The sequence below is a fragment of the Terriglobales bacterium genome (genome assembly GCA_035454605.1).
Taxonomy (GTDB): domain Bacteria; phylum Acidobacteriota; class Terriglobia; order Terriglobales; family Acidobacteriaceae; genus DATMAB01.
Window position 1 is genome coordinate 1 of the sequence record DATIGQ010000109.1, and the last position, 18,771, is coordinate 18,771.

Genomic DNA, 18,771 nt, shown 5'->3' on the forward strand with positions numbered 1-18,771 from the left:
GTGATCTGCGACTCGCGCACGCGGGCACGGGTGAAGGCACGAAATGTCATGGTGGTGACAACACTCTCCAAGAAGTCGCTGGCGACGTTGCGGGATGCGCTGCCGGGCAAAAGTTAGCCACAGAGGCACAGAGGGCGCAGAGGGGTTTTGGCCGAGTCGGATTAGGTGCTGAAGGTTGAGCTGCGGCGATAATGAGAGGCCATGACTGAGCATGCTTCCTCGACGTGTGAGGGACAAAATCGTAGGCGCAGAAGACGTGCGTTCTTCGGTGGGGCGACGCTGAGCCTGTTTGCAGGCGTGGGGTATCTCGCCTTCATGCTGAGTGGAGGAGAGGGTTCGAGGTGGAACTTGATTGTTGCACCCAGCCTTATCCTGTTTATTCCCGGCTGGATTGTGGGCACCGTCCTCAGCGGCGGGATACACCGGGCGAACGATTGGATGGTGCTAGTTCTCGGCACCACGGCTAACTGCCTGCTGTACAGCGTTCTTTGGTTCCTGGTCGGACGCATGCGGGGGAAGGCGGACTGAGGCTGCTGAGCCGTTGAAGAGCAGCCCCGAGGTCCCTCGCCTCGCCCTTGCTTTCCCCCTCGCTCGCGCTCGGGGCCGCGCGGGCTCGCTCGGGATGACAATCAGAAAGAGTAAGGCGCTTATGGCACGACTGAAGTCGTGCCCGTCCGAACGCAGATTCGACGACGGCTAGGTCGGCAAGTGCGGTAGGCTGCGGGTGATGTAGTCGGTCATGGTGAGCGCCAACAGAATGCCAAGCCAGAAGAAGCCGGCCAGAATCACCACCCAGGTGAGCTTGCTGCCATAGCGCACGTGCATGAAATAAAGGATGACGAGCACGGCCTTGGTGGTCGCGATTCCCAGGGCAACGGCGGCGTTGAACGGTCCCAGGTTGATGAACGCCACGCGTACGGTGACCGCGGTCAGCACCATCAGGGTGGCGAATATCGCGAAATAGACCTTCAAGGGAACAACGTGTCCGCTCATGGATGCACCCCTACGTGCCGCGTGATGAGGTAGAGCAGCGGGAACAGGAAGATCCAGACGATATCCACGAAGTGCCAGTAGAGCCCGGCATATTCGACGGGCGCAAAATATTCGGGCGAATAACGGCCGTGCCGTGCCTTCCACACCAGCACGCTCAACACGCCGATGCCAATGATCATGTGCAACGCGTGCATGCCGGTCATGGCGAAGTACAGCGAGAAGAACAACTGCACTTCGCCCAGTTCGACGCCGTGGATCTGGGTGGAGCGCAGCATGGTGGCTTCTTCGTGGAAGTGGCGCAGCTCTTCGCTGCCGAAGCGGAAGGAAGGTCCGGGAACGTGGTGCTCCTCGAACTTGTGGGTGTACTCGACCGCCTTGACGCCGAGGAACGTCGCGCCCAGCAGGATGGTGAGGATCAAGAAACCGACCAGCATGCCGCGCTTGCCGGTTTCCGCGCCATGCACCGCGAGCGCCATGGTGAGACTGCTGCCGATGAGAACGACGGTATTGAACGTGCCCAGGGTCACATCGAGCGTGAGGCTTCCGGCCGCGAAGGAGGCGAAGTACCAGTTGCGGTAGACCAGGTAGACGGTGAACATACCGCCAAAGAACAAAATCTCCGTGATGAGGAACAGCCACATGCCGAGCGTGGAAGCCTGGCGCTGCTGCTCCATGGTCTCGAAGTGGTGCTGGAAGGCGGGATGATGCGCCGCGGTGGTGTGGCTATCCTGCAACCGGCACCTCCTGAGCGGTGTGGTAGGCGTAAGCCTCTTCGGAGACGATGGGAACCTGCTCGAAGTTGTGCGTAGGCGGAGGCGAGGCCATTTGCCATTCCAATCCTCGGGCGTCGAACGGGTTGGGCCCGGCCTCGGGGCCATAGCGCATGGACCACAGCAGGTAGAACAGGGGCAACAGATAGCCAACAGCGAGAATGGAAGCACCGGCGCTGGACATCACGTTGAGCACCTGGAACTCCTCGGGATAAGCGTGATAGCGACGCGGCATCCCCAGATAGCCGAGAACGAACTGCGGGAAGAACGTGAGGTTGAAACCCAAAAAGATGACCAGTGCCGAGAGCTTGGCCCAGCCCTCGGGGTAGAGGCGGCCGGTGATCTTCGGCCACCAGAAGTGCAGGCCGCCGAGATAGCCCATGATGACGCCGCCCACCATGATGTAGTGGAAATGGGCGACGACGAAGTAGGTGTCGGTGACGTGCACGTCCACGCCCAGCGCGGCGAGGAACAAACCTGTCAGCCCGCCGATGGTGAACAACCCCAGGAAGCCGAAGGCGTACAGCATGGGCGTCTGGTAGGAGACCGAGCCCTTGTAAAGCGTGGCCGTCCAGTTGAAGACCTTCACCGCGGAGGGGATCGCGACCAGGTAGCTGAGAATCGAGAAGACCATGGCGGCGTAAACAGACTGGCCGCTGACGAACATGTGGTGTCCCCAGACGAGGAAACCGAACACGGCGATGGCGACGCTGGAAAACGCGACGAAGGTGTAACCGAAGATGCGCTTGCGGGAGAAGGCCGATATCAGCTCGCTCATCACGCCCATCGAGGGCAGGATCATGATGTAGACAGCCGGGTGCGAATAAAACCAGAAGAGATGCTGGAAAAGGATGGGATCGCCACCCAGGCGCGGGTCGAAGATGCCGATGTGGAAGGCGCGCTCCAGGAAGACCAGCACGATGGTGATGGCCAGTACCGGGGTGCCCAGCACCATGATAAGGCTGGCGGCGTAGTTGGCCCAGACGAACAGCGGCAGGCGGAACCAGGTGAGCCCCGGCGCGCGCATGCGATGCACGGTGACGATGAAGTTGAGCCCGGTGAAGATGGAAGAGAAGCCCGCGATGAGGATGCCGAGTGCGGCCGGAATGACCTTGGTGTTCGAATAGGTGGTGGAGAAGGGCGTGTAGAAGGTCCAGCCGGTGTCGATGCCGCCGGTGACGACCGAGTACATCGCGAACATGCCGCCAACCATGAACAGGTACCAACTGGCGAGGTTGAGCTTGGGGAACGCCAGGTCACGGGCGCCGATCATCATGGGAATAAGGAAATTACCCAGCGTCGCCGGCACCGAGGGGATCAAGAAGAAGAACACCATCATGATGCCGTGCATGGTAAAGACCTTGTTGTAGGTGTCCGAGGTCATCATGTCACCGGCGGGCGTGAGCAATTCCAGGCGAATGAGGACGGCAAACAAGCCGCCGAGGGCGAAGAAGAACGTGATGGAGAACAGGTAGAGCAGCGCGATGCGCTTGTGGTCCGTGGTCAACAGCCAGGAGCGGATGCCGTAGTCGGCGTTGAGATAGTGCCGGCGGCGATGGATGGATTCGGCGGTGGTGACGGCGGTACTCATTGCGTTCCTCTGGGTGGCGGAGCGGCCGCGGCCGGCGGGGCGCCGGGCGCTTCCGCCGGCTTCTGCGTCTGCAGCGACTTGATGTAGGCCACCAGTTGCAGCAGTCCTTCTTCGCTGATCTGTCCCTGGAAAGTGGGCATGATGGGCTGGTAGCCCTCGACCACCTTGGCGGCCGGGTTGGTGATGGACTCCCGGATGTAGGTTTCGTCGGCCACCGCCGAACCACCGGCCGCGAACTTCACCGGCTTGCCGAACAGGCCCGCCAGATCGGGGCCGCGGGCGCCGGTATCCGGCCGGTGGCAGGTGTCGCAGGCGAGCTCGCGGAAGAGGCGCTCGCCCGAGGCTGTGAGCGACCCGCCCTGGGCGCCGCCGGCCAGCCAGACCTGGTACTGCGCCGGTTCCATCACCACCACGTGACCGATCATGCCGGAGTGCTTGGTGCCGCAATATTCGGCGCAGAACAGGTGATAACGGCCGACCTTGGTGGGACGGAACCAGATGGTGGTGTAGCGGTTGGGTAGCACGTCCTGTTTCACACGGAAGGCCGGGAAGAACATGCTGTGGATGACGTCCTGGGAGATCATGGTGAGCTTGACGTCGCGGTCCACGGGAACATGCAGCTCGTTGATCTCCCTCTGGCCGCCCACGTGCTCGAACTTCCACATCCACTGTTTGCCGACGGCATAGATCTCCAGCGCGCCGCGGGGAGGGCGATTCATGGCAAAGAAAACATTGGCCGCCCACACGAACATGGACATGGCGATCATCAGCGGTATGCCGGTCCAGGCCAGTTCCAGTTTGGTAGAACCCTCAATGGGCACGGCGTGCGGGTGCCTGGAGCGGCGATAGCGAATGGCGAAGAAAATCAACATCGCGGTGATGAGGATGGTGAAGAAGGCGGAAACCGCGAGCAGATAGAAATAGAGATAATCCACGCGCGTCGCCATGGTGGACGCCTGGTCGGGAAAGAGCGGAAGGTCGAAGCCCACGGTTATCCCCCCGCTCCCATGCGCGAATGCGCCGCGTCGCGACGGAGCATGACGAAGATGAACGTGCCCAGGATCAGTACCGTGGCGGCGCCCGCCAGACGGAGGATGTTCATGGCCACGGCGGTGTAACGTCCCGCGGTTGGATCGAAGTGGTAGCAATAGAGCAGCACCTGGTCCACCAGGTTGCCGATCTTGTTTTCGGAGGCTTCAACCAGTCCCAGGCGCAGGTCCTTGGGCGAGTACTCGATGCCGAAGCGGTACTGGGCGATGCGGCCCTCGGGCGTGAGCACCATGATGGCGCTGGCGTGAGCGTACTGGCCGGTCTTGGGGTCGTAGGCATAGCGGAAGCCGACGGCTTTGGCCAGCGCGTCGATGGACGGCTGCTCGCCGGTGAGGAAGTGCCAGCCCGCAGCGGCGCCAGAGCGGTGGTAGCGGGCGATGACCTCTTCCTTTTTCCGGGCGGCGTCGGCGGGCGTTTCGTGCGGGTTGATGCTCACGCTGACGATCTCGAAATCGCGGCCGGGCTCGAGCTTCAGCACGCTCAAGGCGCTGGTGGTGCCGCTAAGCACCTGGCTGCACAGCATGGGGCAGGTGTAATAGACGAGGGAGAACAGCACCGGCCGCTTGCCGAAGTACTGGCCGAGCGTGACCGAGCGTCCGGCTTCGTCGCGGAAGGCGAGATCGAGCGGCACGCTCTGGTCCAGCTTCTGGTCAATGCCCACCTGCTCAAGCAGCGGCGGGAGCGCGGACTGTGGCGGACCGGTGTCCGGCTGCTGCGCCGGCAACGCGGGAGAGAGAACCAGAACCATCACCAGCATGCGGATTGCGGACTGTAGAGACACGTTCATTTCGTTTTCTGCGTTTCCTGCGCTTGCGGCCGCACGGGCAGACCACGCTCGGCGGTCAGCTCGATGGCGCGCTCGATAGGGATCCATACGACGCCGGCCTTCGGGTCCACCCAGCCATAGGTCGCGAGCTTGCGCTGTTCCGTGAAGCGGAAAAGATCCAGTTCGGCGACCGCGTTGGACTGCAGGCGCGGTTGCGGGAACTCCGCGACCGGATCGCGCGGACCGGGCGAGGGCGGCTGCTTCCGGCGCATCTCGGAGAGGATGGGATCCTCTTCCGGATCGCGGCGCCCGGCAGCGCGGTCGAGATACTGGAACTGCGCCCACAACACGGCCGATATGACTACGGCGGCGATGAGCATGGCCACGCCAAACAGCAGGACGGGGCGGGCGCTGATGTCGGTCGCCTCGACGCGCGGCGTTTCCTGCGAATTGGGCTCAGTGGGCTGCATGTTCGGATTCCAATACGTCCTTCAGGCGTGGGTCGTAGAGCGGCACCAGAGGCCGCCCACGCAACTGCCAGACAAAAGCAAACATCCAGATGCCGCCGATGCCGACCGGGGCGGCCACGTCCAACCAGTGGAACTGAACGCCGTGCTGCGCCTCCGGGAAATTGGGCGCAACCATCCAGAACAGGTCCACCAGGCGCACGGCCAGCAGAAGGATGGCCACGCGCACCAAACGCCGCCCATGCCGCTTGAGGTCGCGTGAAAGCAGCAACAGAAAGGGGAGGGCGAAGTGGAACAGGATCAGCGCGAGCGCCACGAACTGCCAGCCGGCATCCAGGCGGCGAATGTACCAGGGAATTTCCTCGGCCAGGTTTCCCGACCAGATGATGAGGAACTGCGAGAAGGCGAAGTACGCCCACAGCATGACGCAGGCCAGCATGAGCTTGCCCAAATCGTGGAAATGGTCGGGACGCATGATCTCCGACATGGGCCGGTATTTGGTGAGCAGGACGCCCATGGCGATGACGAAGCACATGGCGCTGATGCCCTGGCCGGCCATGAACAGCATGCCGTAGATAGTGGAGAACCAATGCGGGTCGAGCGACATCACCCAATCCACGGCGGCGAAGGTGACCGTGAGGCCGTAAAGCAGGAGGCCGGGGCCGCTGATGAACTGCAAGCGGGCGCGCACCAGAACGTCGTCGCTCTTATCCTGACGTTCGGACCAGACGGCGAGCAGGCGCGACCACAGCAGCCACACGGCGAAGTAGAAAGCCGCGCGGGCGAGGAAGAATCCGGTGTTCAGATAAGCAGCCTTGTGGGCGAGCAGGTGGTCCTGCGCGACGCGGTCCGCATGGGTCCACTCATAGAGCCGGCCCATGCCCATCACGACCGGCAGGAAGAGCACGGCCATGAAGAGGAAGACGCGAGTGCTGGAGGCGGCCTCGAGCACGCGGCGGATCACCAGCCCCCAGCCTCCGCCGGAGAGATGCTGCACCAGCAGAAAAGCGAAGCAGCCGAGACTGATGCCCAGCCACAGCATGTAGCCCACGAGATAGGAGCGGAAGAACCTGTCGGCGTTCATCCCCCAGCCGATACCGCACAACACCAGCACCGCGGCGCCGATGATGAGCGAGCGCTTCTGGATGGACTCCAGGACGGGTGGCGGGGTGAAGTCCAGGTTCGCGAAGCGTGGGGCGGCGCTCATCGCGAATTACCTCCGGGAGTGGCGGCTGGCTGGGCTTCGGGCGTCGGCGTCATGCCCTCGCCACGGGTCTGTTCCAATCGCCTGCGTTCTTCCGCAGGAACATCCTCGAGCGTGGCGGCCTGGCTCAACTGGAGGGCGCGAATATAGGCGGCGACGGCCCAGCGGTCCTGGGGCGTGACTTGCGGGGCGTAGTCGGGCATGGCGCCGAAGCCGCGCGTCATGACGTCGAAGTAGTAACCGACAGGAGCCTTACGCAGGCGGTCGATATGGAACGATTGCGGCCGGCGATAGCCACGCTGCACGATGATGCCGTTGCCGTCGCCCAGCCGGGCATGGCAGGGCGCGCAGATGGAGTTGAAACGCTCGCGTCCGCGTTCCAGAATTTCGCGCGTCACCGGAAAGGGAAAAGTCTCGGCCGGCTTGCCGTCGATCATGCCGGTGTAGAGATGGACGTCGTCGCGGAGCTGGCCGCGGGCGACCGTGCCCTCCACGGGCGGGCGCGCCGAGCGGCCGTCCGCAAAAAAGTCGCTGGAGCGCAGCGGGATGTACTTGGGCTGGTCATGCATGTCCTGGCGGCAGCCGCCGAGCGCCACCACGCATGCCAGCGCAACAGCGGCGGCCGGCAGACGGGCGAGGACGGATTGGCGCAGGGTGCTAATGCGGCACCTCCCAGACGCCGCTCGGTGCCAGGCTTTCAAGGAACCGGCGCGACGCGTCAGGATCGAACCGGTCGTCTGCGGCTTCCAGACAAAGGAAGAAGCGGTTGTTGCTGGCGAGGGCGAATTCCGGCACGTTGAAGACCGGGTGATAGGGCATGGGCAGGCCGTTCAGAGCCAGCATGCCCAGCACCGCGGAAAGCGCCGCGACCAGCACCGTGGTCTCGAAGGTGACGGGGATGAACGCAGGCCAGGAGTGGAAGGGCTTGCCGCCCACGATCAACGGATACTCGATGACGGAAACCCAGTACTGCAGCGCGTATCCGCCGAGGCCGCCGATGATTCCACCTCCCAGCACGATGGCAGGCAGGCGGGTGTGGTGGAAACCGATGGCTTCGGTCAGCTCTTCGATGGGGAAGGGGGTGTAGGCGTCCATCTTGCGGTATCCGGCTTCGTAGGCGCGGCGCGCCGCCATCACGATGGCGGTGGGCGAGTCGAACTCGGCCAGCAGTCCGTAGATGGGAGGCTTCTTCACTCTTTCACCTCCGCCTCAGGCAGGATGGTGCGCATTTCGAAGATCGAGATCATGGGCAGGAAGCGGATAAACAAATAGAGCAGCGAGAGGAACAGCCCGATGGAGCCGATGTAGGTGGACCAATCCCAGAAGGTGGGCCAGTACATGCCCCAGGACGACGGCAGGAAGTCGCGATGCAGGCTGGTGACCACAATGATGAAACGCTCCAACCACATGCCGGTGTTGACGATCAACGAGACGACGAACAACGAAAGCACGTGAGTGCGAACCTTGTGGATCCACAGCACCTGCGGAAGCAGGATGTTGCAGGCGATCAGCAGCCAGTACAAGGGCGCGTAGGGGCCGGTCATGCGGTTCACGATCATGAACCACTCGTAGGTGCTGCCGCTGTACCAGGCCATGAAGGTTTCCATCATGTAGCCATAGCCGACGATGAGTCCGGTGGCGAGCATCACCTTGGCCATGTTTTCGAGGTGGCGCATGGTGATGAAATCTTCCAGACCGTAGACGGCGCGGATGGGAATGGCCAGGGTCATGACCATGGCGAATCCGGAGTAGATGGCGCCGGCGACGAAGTACGGCGGAAAGACGGTGGTGTGCCAGCCGGGAATAATGCCGATGGCGAAGTCAAAGCTCACGACGGTGTGGACGGAGACCACCAGGGGCGTGGCCAGCCCGGCCAGCAGCAGATAGCAAGTTTCGTAGCGATGCCAGTGCCTGGCGGAGCCCCTCCAGCCCATCGCCAGGATGCCGTAGATGATCCGCGCATAGCGGTTGGTGGTGCGGTCGCGCAAGGTGGCCAGGTCGGGGATCAGGCCCACGAACCAGAACATGAGCGACACGGTGGCGTAGGTGGAGACGGCAAACACGTCCCAGATGAGCGGGCTGCGGAACTGCGGCCATACCCCCATGGTGTTGGGATAAGGAAAGAGCCAGTAGGCCACCCAGGGCCGGCCGACGTGGATGGCAGGATAGATGCCGGCGCAGGCCACGGCGAACAACGTCATGGCTTCGGCGAATCGGTTGATCGAAGTGCGCCAGCTCTGCCGCAACAGCAGCAAGATGGCGGAGATGAGCGTGCCGGCGTGTCCGATGCCGATCCACCAGACAAAATTGATGATGGCGAAGCCCCAGCCTACAGGCGCGTTGAGACCCCAGATCCCCGTGCCCTTCAGGACCAGGTAGCCGATGGAGAGGAGCATTGCGTTGGCGAGGAGAAAGGCGATGGCGAAGCCCAGTACCCAGCCGCGCGAGGTCTTGCGGCGCAGCACGATGGCGCTGATCTTGTCTGTGACCGAGGCGAAGGTGTGCCCGGGCTCGATCACCGGCGCCCGGCGTGGGATGCTGCGCGCTTCGGCCTGGATGGGCTCGTCCATCACGCCTTCTTCTCCGCCGCGGCCAGCGCGGGGTTGGGGTTGCGCACCGCGGCCAGATACGTGGTCCGCGGGCGGGTATTCAGCTCGGCGAGCAGGCCGTAGTTGCGCGCTTCCTGCTTCAGCCGGGCGACGCGGCTGTTCTTGTCGTTGATATTGCCGAAGATGATGGCGCCGGCGGGGCAGGCCTGCTGGCAGGCGGTCTGCACTTCGCCATCCTGAATGGGCCGGTCTTCCTTCTCCGCCGTGATGCGCGCGGCATTGATGCGCTGCACGCAGTAGGTGCACTTTTCCATCACGCCACGGCTGCGCACCGTGACGTCGGGGTTGCGCATCAGCTTGAGGCTGGGGGTTTCGAAATCCTGGTAGAGCAGGAAGTTGAAACGCCGGACCTTGTAAGGGCAATTGTTGGCACAGTAGCGCGTGCCGACGCAGCGGTTGTAGACCTGGTCGTTCAGACCCTCGGAGCTGTGCACGGTCGCGCCCACCGGGCACACCGGCTCACAGGGCGCGTTCTCACACTGCATGCAAGGAACGGGCTGAAAGTAGATCTGTGGATCGTCGAGCGAGCCTTCGAAGTAGCGGTCGATGCGGATCCAGTGCATTTCGCGTTGCCGCATGACCTGCTCGCGGCCGACCACCGGGATGTTGTTCTCCGACTGGCAGGCCATCACACAGGCGTTGCAGCCGATGCAGGAGTTCAGATCGATGGCCATGCCCCAGGCGTTGCCCTCGTACTTGTGGCCGGGATAAAGCGTCAGCCCGGGCGCAGGCTCCTCGTGGCGTTCGTGCGCCACGTGGGGATTCTCCACATACTCGGGAAGCGTGGAGGCGCGCACCAGGTCGCGTCCCTCCATGTTCCAGTGACCGTGAGTGACGGAAAGTTCGTGGTGTTCACGCGCCGGTTCGATGCGCAGGTTGCCTCCGAACCATGAAGAGCCCGAAGTTCGCAGCGCATAGGCATTGAATCCGATGTTCGAGCCGACTCTTCCGGCGCGGTGACGCCCGTACCCGAGATGGACGCATACGGAGTCCTCCGGTTGGCCGGGCAGGATGAACACCGGTGCTTGGGCCCTGCGTCCTTCAAAGTCGAGCTCGACCACATCTCCGGTTTTCAGTCCTTTCGCTTCGGCGGTCTTGGGACTGAGGAAAGCCGCGTTCTCCCAGGTGAGTTTGGTGAGCGGCTTGGGCAGCTCCTGAAGCCATCCGTTGCCGGCGAAGCGGCCGTCGTAGACGGAAGGATCGGGGCGGAAGCCGAGTTCGAGACCCATGGGGGCCGAACTCTCCAAGGGCTCGAAGCCTGCGAGTCGGTGCTTGACCGAACGCTCCCCGAATGCAGTGCCCGCTATCCATCCATCGTGCAGGGAGCGCCGCCACCACAGCTCGAAGTCGGCGCCGGTGTGTTGCGTCTTCCAGTACTCGCGGACAATCTCATAGGCGGAGCGGTCGGGGCGGTCGGTGAGCGCGGCCAGCACCTCATGCGACGTCTTGCCGTCGTAAAGCGGGGCAATCAGCGGCTGCACGATGCTGACCATGCCGTCGTAGGCGCGGGCGTCGCCCCAGGATTCGAGGTAGTGCGTTTCGGGCACGTGCCAGTGGCAGAGCGCGGCGGTCTCGTCGTGATAGAGGCCCAGGTGCACGCGCAAGCCGACCTTGTGCAGATGCTTGGCGAAATCAATGTCGACGGGCGAGTTGAACACCGGATTACCACCAAGAACGACCAGCAAGTCGACCTTGCCGGCTTCCATGTCGCGCACGAGCTCGCGCAGGGAGTCGGCTTGCATCACTGGGCTGGCCTCCAGTGGATCGGTGTAGATGACTGTATGGCCCACGTTGCCCAGCGACTCGTTGATAGCGTGAGCGAGCGCATGCACCACCGGCGGCTGACCTTCGCCAGCGATGACCAAGGAAGCGCCATGGTGAGCCTGCAAATCACTGGCGATAGCCGAGATCCATTTCTCTCGCTTCGCGGGCACTGTACCGGACTGGATTCCCAAGGCAGTCGCGAGCGCGTGGGCAAAATCCTTTACTTCGAAGGCCCGAATCGCGACCCGATGATCCGCTGCTGCGCCCGTGTTGGTGGGCGTGCTTTCGACGGCGTACAGGCGGCTCATCTTCGTGTTGCCGCCTTCGAGCTTGCGGCGCTTGGCGAAGTCGCGGGCGTAGCGCACGAAGCCGGGGTAGCCGCTGGAGAGAAAATCGGCGTCGAGCGAGACAATGACGTCGGCATTGTCGAAGCGGTACTGTGCGTCCACCATCTGCCCGAACGCCGCCACGGCGCCCTTGTGCGCGTTGTCCCGATTTACGGGCTCGTACTGATGCCACTTTGCGTTGGGAAAATCCTTGAGCAACGAGGCGATCTGCCACGCGAGGGTGGGCGAAGAGACCGTTTCCGTGAGGATGCGAAGTCCGGCACCACCGGTGGTCTTCTGGATGGCCATGGGCCCACGCATCGAGCCCAAGAAGGAGGTCCAAGGCCGGACCTCGCCCAAATGCAGCAAGGTTTGTGAGCGGTCGGGGTCGTAAAGGCCGAGGATGGAAGCCTGGGCGTAAATATCGGTCGCACCCAGGCTGGCCGGGTGCTCGGGATTGCCTTCCAGCTTGATGGGCCGGCCCATGTGGCTCTCCGCCAGGAGCGGCAGGGCGACGCCGGAAAGCGTCATGGCGGTGGCGTAGAACAACGGCTTGCCGGGGACAATCTCCTCCGGCTGGCGCACATAGGGAACGATAGTTTCCGTGGGTTGCCGGGTGCAGCCGCTCAAGCCGGCGAGCGCCAACGACGCCGCCATGACCTCAAGGAAGCGCCGGCGGGAGACGGTATCGTCCCACTCCGTGGCGTGGCGCGGGAATTCGCGGTGGAGCAAATCGTGGAACTCAGGCGTGGCCGCGAGTTCTTCCAGGCTCCGCCAATAGAGCGGGCCGCGCGCTGCCTGCAAACGCGCGCGCACCTCAGCCAGCTCCAACGGCTTCTCGCGGGGAGGCGGGGGTTTCATGCGTTCTGCCGCACAGCGCGTCGATTTGTTCCCCCCGTCCGCCACTCCCTGGTCCTTTTACTCTTCCTCTCTGTCTTCCGTTAGCGATGACAGATGCTGCAACTGGTGAGGTCCTGCGCGCTGCGAATCTTGTACTCGCGTTTCAGCCAGCGGCCGAGTTCCGGCTGGCTTTCAAACCGTTGTCCGGCGACGGTCACCGGCTTGCCCACGACCGGCGGCTCGTAGGCCACGCTGAACACTTCCGATTTGGGCCGCAGGAATTGCTCCGGCGCGCGATGGCACGCCAGGCACCACTCCATCTGCAGCGAGACCGCCTGGTAGGTCAGGGCCATGTTCTGGATGGAGCCGTGACAGGTAGTGCAGCCCACGCCCTTGGCCACGTGGATGCTGTGGTCGAAATAAGCGAAGTCCGGCAGGTCGTACACACGCGTCCACACCAGCGGGTTGCCGGTGCGGAAACTTTCGCGCACCGGTTCGAGCATGGGAGCGTTATTCCAGATCTGCGAGTGGCAGCCCATGCAGGTGCGGGTGGGCGGGATGCCGGCGAAATTCGAAGTCTCGACGGAAGTGTGGCAATAGCGGCAATCGATGCCCAGTCCGGCCACGTGGTGTTGGTGGCTGAAGGGCGGCTTCTGCTCGCGCGCGTCGCCCTCGCGCGTGACGTAACCTGAGCGCTGCACTTCGGCCATGGTCCAGGCCAGCGAAGCCAGCACGAACACGGCTCCGTAGATGGTCAGCCGCGAGATGGTGTTCGTGCTGCGATGGAAGATCTGCGACATCGAACGGGCGATTCCGTTGTGCGCGTCCCGGTCCGCCGGGCCGTGCGGTTGAACGGCAAGTTTCTCGGTCCGATCGTCAGGAGTACACAGTGCCGCAACACAGGCGGCGACGAAAACACGAGATTATAGCAGGCAGGTTGCGTTCGGCAGTTCGCCCGGGGATCGAGTGCCGGGTTCCGGGCAGGTCCTAGTCGTGGTGTGCGGGGTCGCCGAGGGCGGCCAGGGTTTCTGCGGGCTGGGGCGCTGCCGCCACCGGCCGCAGCTTCCTTTCGCCACGCAACCAGGCTACAAACTGTTCCATGTAGGTATAGAAGACAGGGGTGATGTAGAGCGTAAGGAGCTGCGAGACCAGCAGGCCTCCTACCACGGCCAGGCCCAAGGGTTGCCGCGCTTCGGCGCCGGCGCCGTAGCCCAGGGCGATGGGCAGCGTGCCCATGAGCGCCGCCATGGTGGTCATCATGATGGGACGGAAGCGCACCAGCGCGCCGTAATAGATGGCTTCGGCGGCGTCCTTGCCGGCGTTGCGCTGCGCGTCCAGAGCGAAGTCGATCATCATGATGGCATTCTTTTTCACGATGCCCACAAGCATGATCACGCCCACGAAGGCGTAGAGATTCAGGTCGCTGCGAAACAGCATGAGGGTGACCAGCGCTCCCAGGCCGGCGGAAGGCAGCCCCGAAAGAATGGTGATGGGGTGGATGAAGCTTTCATACAGGATTCCCAGCACCAGGTAGATGACCACGACCGACATGAGGAGCAGCAGCGTGAGTCCCTGTAAGGAAGCCTGGAACGCTTGCGCCGTGCCCTGAAAGCTGGTGCTGATGGTGGCCGGCAGCGTCTGGCGCGCCACGCTCTCCACCGTGCTGACCGCCTCGCCCAGGGACACACCGGGCTTCAGGTTGAAGGAGAGGGTCACCGCCGGAAGCTGGCCCAGGTGATTGACGGTCAGTGGGCCGACGTTGCGCGCCAGGCTGGCGACAGCGTTGAGGGGAATCAGCTGCCCAGTAGAGGAACGCACATAGAGCATGGAGAGCGCTGCCGGGTCAGCCTGGTACTCCGGCAGCAGCTCCATAATGACGCGGTACTGGTTGTTGGGCGCGTAGATGGTGGAGATCTGGCGCGAGCCGTAGGCGGTGTACAGCGCTTCTTCCACCTGGGCGGCGGTCACGCCCAGGGAGGCGGCCTTGTCACGGTCAATCTCCACGTTCACCTGCGGATTCTTGATCTGCAGATCGCTGGTGACGTCCTGCAGTCCGGGCAGTTCCTTCAACTTGTCCTCGAGCTGAGGAGCGTACTGGTAGAGCTCATTGGTGTCGGGGCTCTGCAGAGTGAACTGGTACTGGCTCTTGGTGAGCTGGCCGCCGATGCGGATGGGCGGCAGGTTCTGCATGAAAGCCCGGATGCCGGGAACACTGGCCAGTTGGGGGCGCCACTTTTCGATCAACTCATCGACGTGCGCCCGTTCGCTGCGCGGCTTCAAGCGGACGAAGATGCGGCCGGAGTTGTTAGCCGCGGCGCTGCCGCCTCCGCCCATGGCGGAGAAGGTGGTGGAAACCTCCGGCTGCGCCTGGAGGATGGCAGCCATCTTCAGTTGGTGCTCCTTCATATCCTCAAAAGAAATGCCCTCCCGTGCTTCTGTGAAGGTGAAGACGCTGCCGGTGTCTTCGCTGGGCAGAAAACCCTTGGGGATGGCGATGAAGAGATACACGGTGGCCACTAGCAGCGCGAGCGAGACCATCATGGTCGCGAAGCGATGCCGCATGACGAAGACCAGGCTGCGGTCGTAGCCGGAGAGCAGGCGGTCGAACATGCGCTCGAAGAGCATGTAAGCCCGGCCGTGCTGGCTGGTGGGCGGGCGCAGGAAGCGACTGCACATCATGGGCGAGAGGCTGAGCGAGACCACGCCGGAGATGAGAATGGCGACGCCGATGGTCACCGCGAACTCGTGCAGCAGGCGTCCGATGATGCCGCCCAGGAAAAGCACGGGCAGAAACACGGCGACCAGCGAAATGGTCATCGACAGGATGGTGAAGCTGACTTCCTTCGAGCCCTCCAGCGCCGCCTGGAAAGGCTTCTTGCCCATCTCCATGTGGCGCACGATGTTCTCCAGCATGACGATGGCATCATCCACCACGAAGCCCACCGAGAGCGTCAGCGCCATGAGCGACAGGTTGTCCAGGCTGAAGCCCAGCAGGTACATGACGGCGAAAGTGCCGACCACGGAAAGCGGCACCGCCAGCGCAGGGATGGCCGTAGCTGAAAAATTCCGCAGGAAGAGGAAGATCACCAGGATGACCAGGGCCATGGTCAACACCAAGGTGAACTTGACGTCGTGCACGGACTCGCGAATCGTGGCCGAGCGGTCATACAGGATGGCAAGGGTGATCGAGGCCGGCATTTGCGCGCGGAAGGTGGGCAACAAGGTGCGGATGGCGTCCACGACCTCCACGGTGTTGGTTCCCGGCTGACGTTGAACCGCCAGCACGATGGCCCGCGTGCCCTGGAACCAGCTAGCGACCTTGTCGTTCTCGACGCTGTCGATGACCCGGCCGAGTTCCTCCAGGCGGACCGGCGAGCCGTTGCGGTAGGCCACCACCAGCGGCCGGTAGGCGGAAGCCTGGGTAAGCTGCCCGTTGGTCTGCAGCGTGAACGCCTGGTAGCGTCCCCACAGCGTGCCCGTGGGAAGGTTGGTGTTGCCGCCGCGGACGGCGTCGGCGATCTCGTTGATGCCGATCTGGCGGGTGGCCAGAGCGCGCGGATCGAGCTGGGCGCGCACGGCGTACTTCTGCGATCCGTAGACCTGCACCTGGGCGACGCCGCTGACCATGGAGATGCGCTGCGCCACGAAGGTCTGCGCGTACTCGTCCACGGTGGAGAGCGGCAAGGTCGGCGAGCTGAGCGCCAGATAAAGGATGGGCTGGTCGGCGGGGTTCACCTTCTGATAGGAAGGTGGCGCGGGCATGTCGCGCGGAAGCTGCGACTGCGTCTTGGCGATGGCAGCCTGTACGTCCTGCGCGGCGGCATCGATGTCGCGGCTCAGGGTGAACTGCAACGTGATGGAGCTGTACCCCAGTCCGCTGGTAGAAGTCATGCTGTCGAGGCCGGCGATGGTGGAGAATTGCCGCTCCAGCGGCGTAGCCACCGCAGACGCCATGGTCTCCGGGCTGGCGCCCGGAAGGCTGGCGTTCACCAGGATGGTGGGGAAGTCGACGTTGGGCAGGTCGCTGACCGGCAGGCGCTGATAGCCCATGACCCCGAAGATCAGCACCGCCAGCATCACCAGCGTGGTGGTGACCGGGCGCCGGATGAAGAGCTCGGCAACGTTCATGGCTGCCGCTCCTGGCTGGTCTGCGGCGGGTTCTTGATTTCCACGCGGGCGCCGGGCACCAGGCGGATCTGGCCGTCGGTAACCACGGTTTCGCCGACCGCAAGGCCTTGCGCAATGACGGCTTGACCGTCTTGCACGCGAGCTACTTTGACCTGGCGGCTGTCAGCCGTCTGATCGGAGTTGACGACAAACACAAAATCACCTTGCTGCCCCGACTGGACGGCCTGCGCGGGGATGACGATGGCATCCGGCTGCGCGGTCAACTTCAGACGGACATCGACGAACTGGCCCGGCCACAGGCGGCGGTCTTGATTGGGAAAAGTGGCTTTCAAACGGATCGTGCCCGTGGCACGGTCCACTTCATTGTTCACGAAATTGACCAAGCCCTCCACGGCCGGACCCGAGTCCTGTGGAATCGTGGCGTGCACGACGAGCTTGCCCTCGGCCATGTAACGGCGTATTTCCGCCAGGCTCTGCTCCGGCAAGGCAAAACTCACGTAGATGGGCGTGATCTGGTTGATGATCACCAACTGCGATTTCTCGTCGTTCTCCTTGACCACGTTGCCGCGGTGCACCATCAGGCTTCCGGTGCGGCCGTCCATCGGCGAATAGATGGTGGTGTAGGCAAGGTTGACCTTGGCGTTTTCCACCGCAGCTCGATCGGCGCGCACGGCGGCATCCAGGGCTTCCGCGTTAGCCACGATGGTGTCGAACTGTTCCTTGGCGACCACGCCTTCTTCCACCAGGCGCGTATAACGTGTGGCCTGGGTCTGGGCGTTCTTGAGCTGGGCTTCATCCCGGGCCAGGCTGGCCTCGGCGCGCCGCAGCTCCGCCTCCAGGGGACGGCGGTCGATGGTGAACAACAACTGTCCGGCGCGGACATCCTGGCCTTCGGTGAAGTGAACGCCGGTAAGTTCTCCCGCCACCTGCGACTTGATGGCAACGGTGGAGGTGGGCTCGACTGTCCCGATCGCCGCAAGCTCGACCGGCATGCTCTTCTGCTCCACGCGGGCCACCGTCACCGGAGCCGCAGCCAACGCCGGCGCGGCCTGCTGCTTCGAGCAGCCAGCGAGAAGAAGAGTGATTGCGAGCGCGGGCAGGATGGCCTGGCGGCTAGCGCGTGGTGTGATCATCGGCATGAATCCACAGAACATGGTTAGTGTTTCGATGTGGGCCGGCGGGGAGCGTCGCATCCATTTCGTTCCATGCCCGCCAGCCAGATATCGGCCAAAGTCCGGCTCACCTGGGCATCCGAAAACTGACGATAGCGCTTCCCGCCGAACAGTTCCTGGACCAAATAGTGGTAGATCACCATGCCGACGAAGCCGCGCGCCGCTAGGCGCGGGTCGGTACGGCGAAAATGACCCTGGCGCATGCGCCGGGCCACGTGCCGGGCCAGCGCTTCGTAAAACTCCTCGAAGTGGACATGAAAGAAGCGGCCGGCCAGGCGATGGTTCTCGAGCGCGCTGTAGAGCATCAGCCGGGCGCGCCCGGGGTCGCCGGCATTGCGCTTCAGAATGTCCTCGGCTATGGTAGAGAACAATTCCCGGTCGTCGTGAATGTGGCGCAGACGTTCCTGCAACTGCTCGCGCGCGCGGGCGGCCTGGCAGGTGTGCTCCAGCAGCGCCCAATACAGCGCCTCCTTGGTGGGGAAGTGACGGAAGATCAGGGCTTCGGTGACTCCCGCGCGCCGGGCGATGGCGCGTGTGGTGGTGCCTTGAAAGCCCTGCCGGGCGAAGAGCTCGCGGGCCACCTCCAGGATCTGGCGGCGGCGGTCGGGAGCGGAATAACGGACGGCCCGGGACATAAGTAAGTAAACACTTACTTATAGGCGGCCGGCGGCAGTCCTGTCAAGGCAAGCGGCTGCTATGTTGCATCGGACGAGAGTAGGGTAGGTTAGAGGCCAGCGAGCGCCACTGTGTCCGTAACCCACATCGACCTGCCGGAGGAATTCAATGTCGCCGCCTGGTTCGTGGACCGCAATCTGGAGCAAGGCCGCGGCGAGCGGGTGGCCATCGAATACGGCCCGGAGCGCGTCACTTACCGGGAAGTCTTCGAGCGGGTGAATCGCCTAGCGAACGCCTTGCGCCAGTCGCTGGGCGTGCGCCGCGAGGAGCGGGTGGCGTTGCTGCTTCACGACACTCCCGATTTCGCCTACGGTTTCTTCGGGGCCATCCGGATGGGCGCGGTAGCCGTCCCGCTGAACACCCTGCTGAAACCCCACGACTACGAACACCTGCTGAACGACTGCCGGGCGCGCGTC

The 18,771-nt window shown here is 63.5% G+C and carries 16 protein-coding genes; 1 reads left to right on the forward strand and 15 read right to left on the reverse strand.

Translation table 11 applies throughout. The features are described 5' to 3' along the window. Nucleotides 1-696 precede the first annotated feature (696 nt). The 15 genes from VLE48_07585 to VLE48_07655 all read right to left on the reverse strand — a co-directional run bounded on the left by VLE48_07585 (nucleotide 697) and on the right by VLE48_07655 (nucleotide 18,315). A complete protein-coding gene (locus VLE48_07585; protein HSA92856.1) occupies nucleotides 697-993 on the reverse strand; it encodes a cytochrome C oxidase subunit IV family protein in 297 nt (98 codons plus the stop codon). After that, a complete protein-coding gene (locus VLE48_07590; GenBank protein HSA92857.1) occupies nucleotides 990-1,727 on the reverse strand; it encodes a cytochrome c oxidase subunit 3 family protein in 738 nt (245 codons plus the stop codon). Before VLE48_07590 ends, VLE48_07585 begins: the two co-directional genes overlap by 4 nt. Continuing rightward, nucleotides 1,717-3,354, reverse strand: a complete 1,638-nt coding sequence (gene ctaD / locus VLE48_07595; GenBank protein HSA92858.1) for a cytochrome c oxidase subunit I — start codon at nucleotides 3,352-3,354, stop codon at nucleotides 1,717-1,719. Before ctaD ends, VLE48_07590 begins: the two co-directional genes overlap by 11 nt. Then, the gene (gene coxB, locus VLE48_07600) at nucleotides 3,351-4,343 is read right to left on the reverse strand and encodes a cytochrome c oxidase subunit II (GenBank protein ID HSA92859.1); all 993 of its coding nucleotides are present in this window, start codon (nucleotides 4,341-4,343) and stop codon (nucleotides 3,351-3,353) included. The genes ctaD and coxB overlap by 4 nt, the downstream gene beginning before the upstream one ends. 2 nt (nucleotides 4,344-4,345) lie before the next feature. Further along, nucleotides 4,346-5,191: an SCO family protein gene (locus VLE48_07605; GenBank protein ID HSA92860.1), complete on the reverse strand. Its 846-nt coding sequence runs from the start codon at nucleotides 5,189-5,191 to the stop codon at nucleotides 4,346-4,348. Next, a complete protein-coding gene (locus tag VLE48_07610) occupies nucleotides 5,188-5,640 on the reverse strand; it encodes a hypothetical protein (protein ID HSA92861.1) in 453 nt (150 codons plus the stop codon). The genes VLE48_07605 and VLE48_07610 overlap by 4 nt, the downstream gene beginning before the upstream one ends. Next, nucleotides 5,627-6,844 carry a hypothetical protein gene (locus VLE48_07615; GenBank protein HSA92862.1) on the reverse strand — a complete coding sequence of 406 codons (1,218 nt, stop codon included), beginning with the start codon at nucleotides 6,842-6,844 and terminating at the stop codon, nucleotides 5,627-5,629. Before VLE48_07615 ends, VLE48_07610 begins: the two co-directional genes overlap by 14 nt. Then, on the reverse strand, nucleotides 6,841-7,440 hold the full coding sequence (locus VLE48_07620) for a cytochrome c (GenBank protein ID HSA92863.1): 600 nt from the start codon (nucleotides 7,438-7,440) through the stop codon (nucleotides 6,841-6,843). Before VLE48_07620 ends, VLE48_07615 begins: the two co-directional genes overlap by 4 nt. Nucleotides 7,441-7,498: 58 nt before the next feature. Next, nucleotides 7,499-8,035 carry a DUF3341 domain-containing protein gene (locus VLE48_07625; GenBank protein ID HSA92864.1) on the reverse strand — a complete coding sequence of 179 codons (537 nt, stop codon included), beginning with the start codon at nucleotides 8,033-8,035 and terminating at the stop codon, nucleotides 7,499-7,501. Next, complete coding sequence (nrfD, locus tag VLE48_07630; protein ID HSA92865.1) at nucleotides 8,032-9,411, reverse strand: NrfD/PsrC family molybdoenzyme membrane anchor subunit; 1,380 nt, start codon at nucleotides 9,409-9,411, stop codon at nucleotides 8,032-8,034. Before nrfD ends, VLE48_07625 begins: the two co-directional genes overlap by 4 nt. Beyond that, on the reverse strand, nucleotides 9,411-12,401 hold the full coding sequence (locus tag VLE48_07635; protein ID HSA92866.1) for a TAT-variant-translocated molybdopterin oxidoreductase: 2,991 nt from the start codon (nucleotides 12,399-12,401) through the stop codon (nucleotides 9,411-9,413). Before VLE48_07635 ends, nrfD begins: the two co-directional genes overlap by 1 nt. 80 nt (nucleotides 12,402-12,481) lie before the next feature. Further along, nucleotides 12,482-13,180, reverse strand: coding sequence for a cytochrome c3 family protein (locus tag VLE48_07640; protein ID HSA92867.1), 699 nt, complete (start codon nucleotides 13,178-13,180; stop codon nucleotides 12,482-12,484). Nucleotides 13,181-13,367: 187 nt separating this feature from the next. After that, a complete protein-coding gene (locus VLE48_07645) occupies nucleotides 13,368-16,508 on the reverse strand; it encodes a multidrug efflux RND transporter permease subunit (protein HSA92868.1) in 3,141 nt (1,046 codons plus the stop codon). Further along, the gene (locus VLE48_07650) at nucleotides 16,505-17,641 is read right to left on the reverse strand and encodes an efflux RND transporter periplasmic adaptor subunit (protein ID HSA92869.1); all 1,137 of its coding nucleotides are present in this window, start codon (nucleotides 17,639-17,641) and stop codon (nucleotides 16,505-16,507) included. The genes VLE48_07645 and VLE48_07650 overlap by 4 nt, the downstream gene beginning before the upstream one ends. Nucleotides 17,642-17,664: 23 nt before the next feature. Next, complete coding sequence (locus VLE48_07655; protein ID HSA92870.1) at nucleotides 17,665-18,315, reverse strand: TetR/AcrR family transcriptional regulator; 651 nt, start codon at nucleotides 18,313-18,315, stop codon at nucleotides 17,665-17,667. 111 nt (nucleotides 18,316-18,426) lie between these two features. Between VLE48_07655 and VLE48_07660 the strand changes: the two genes are divergently transcribed. After that, nucleotides 18,427-18,771: AMP-binding protein (locus tag VLE48_07660; protein ID HSA92871.1), on the forward strand; the 345-nt coding region annotated here is incomplete at its 3' end.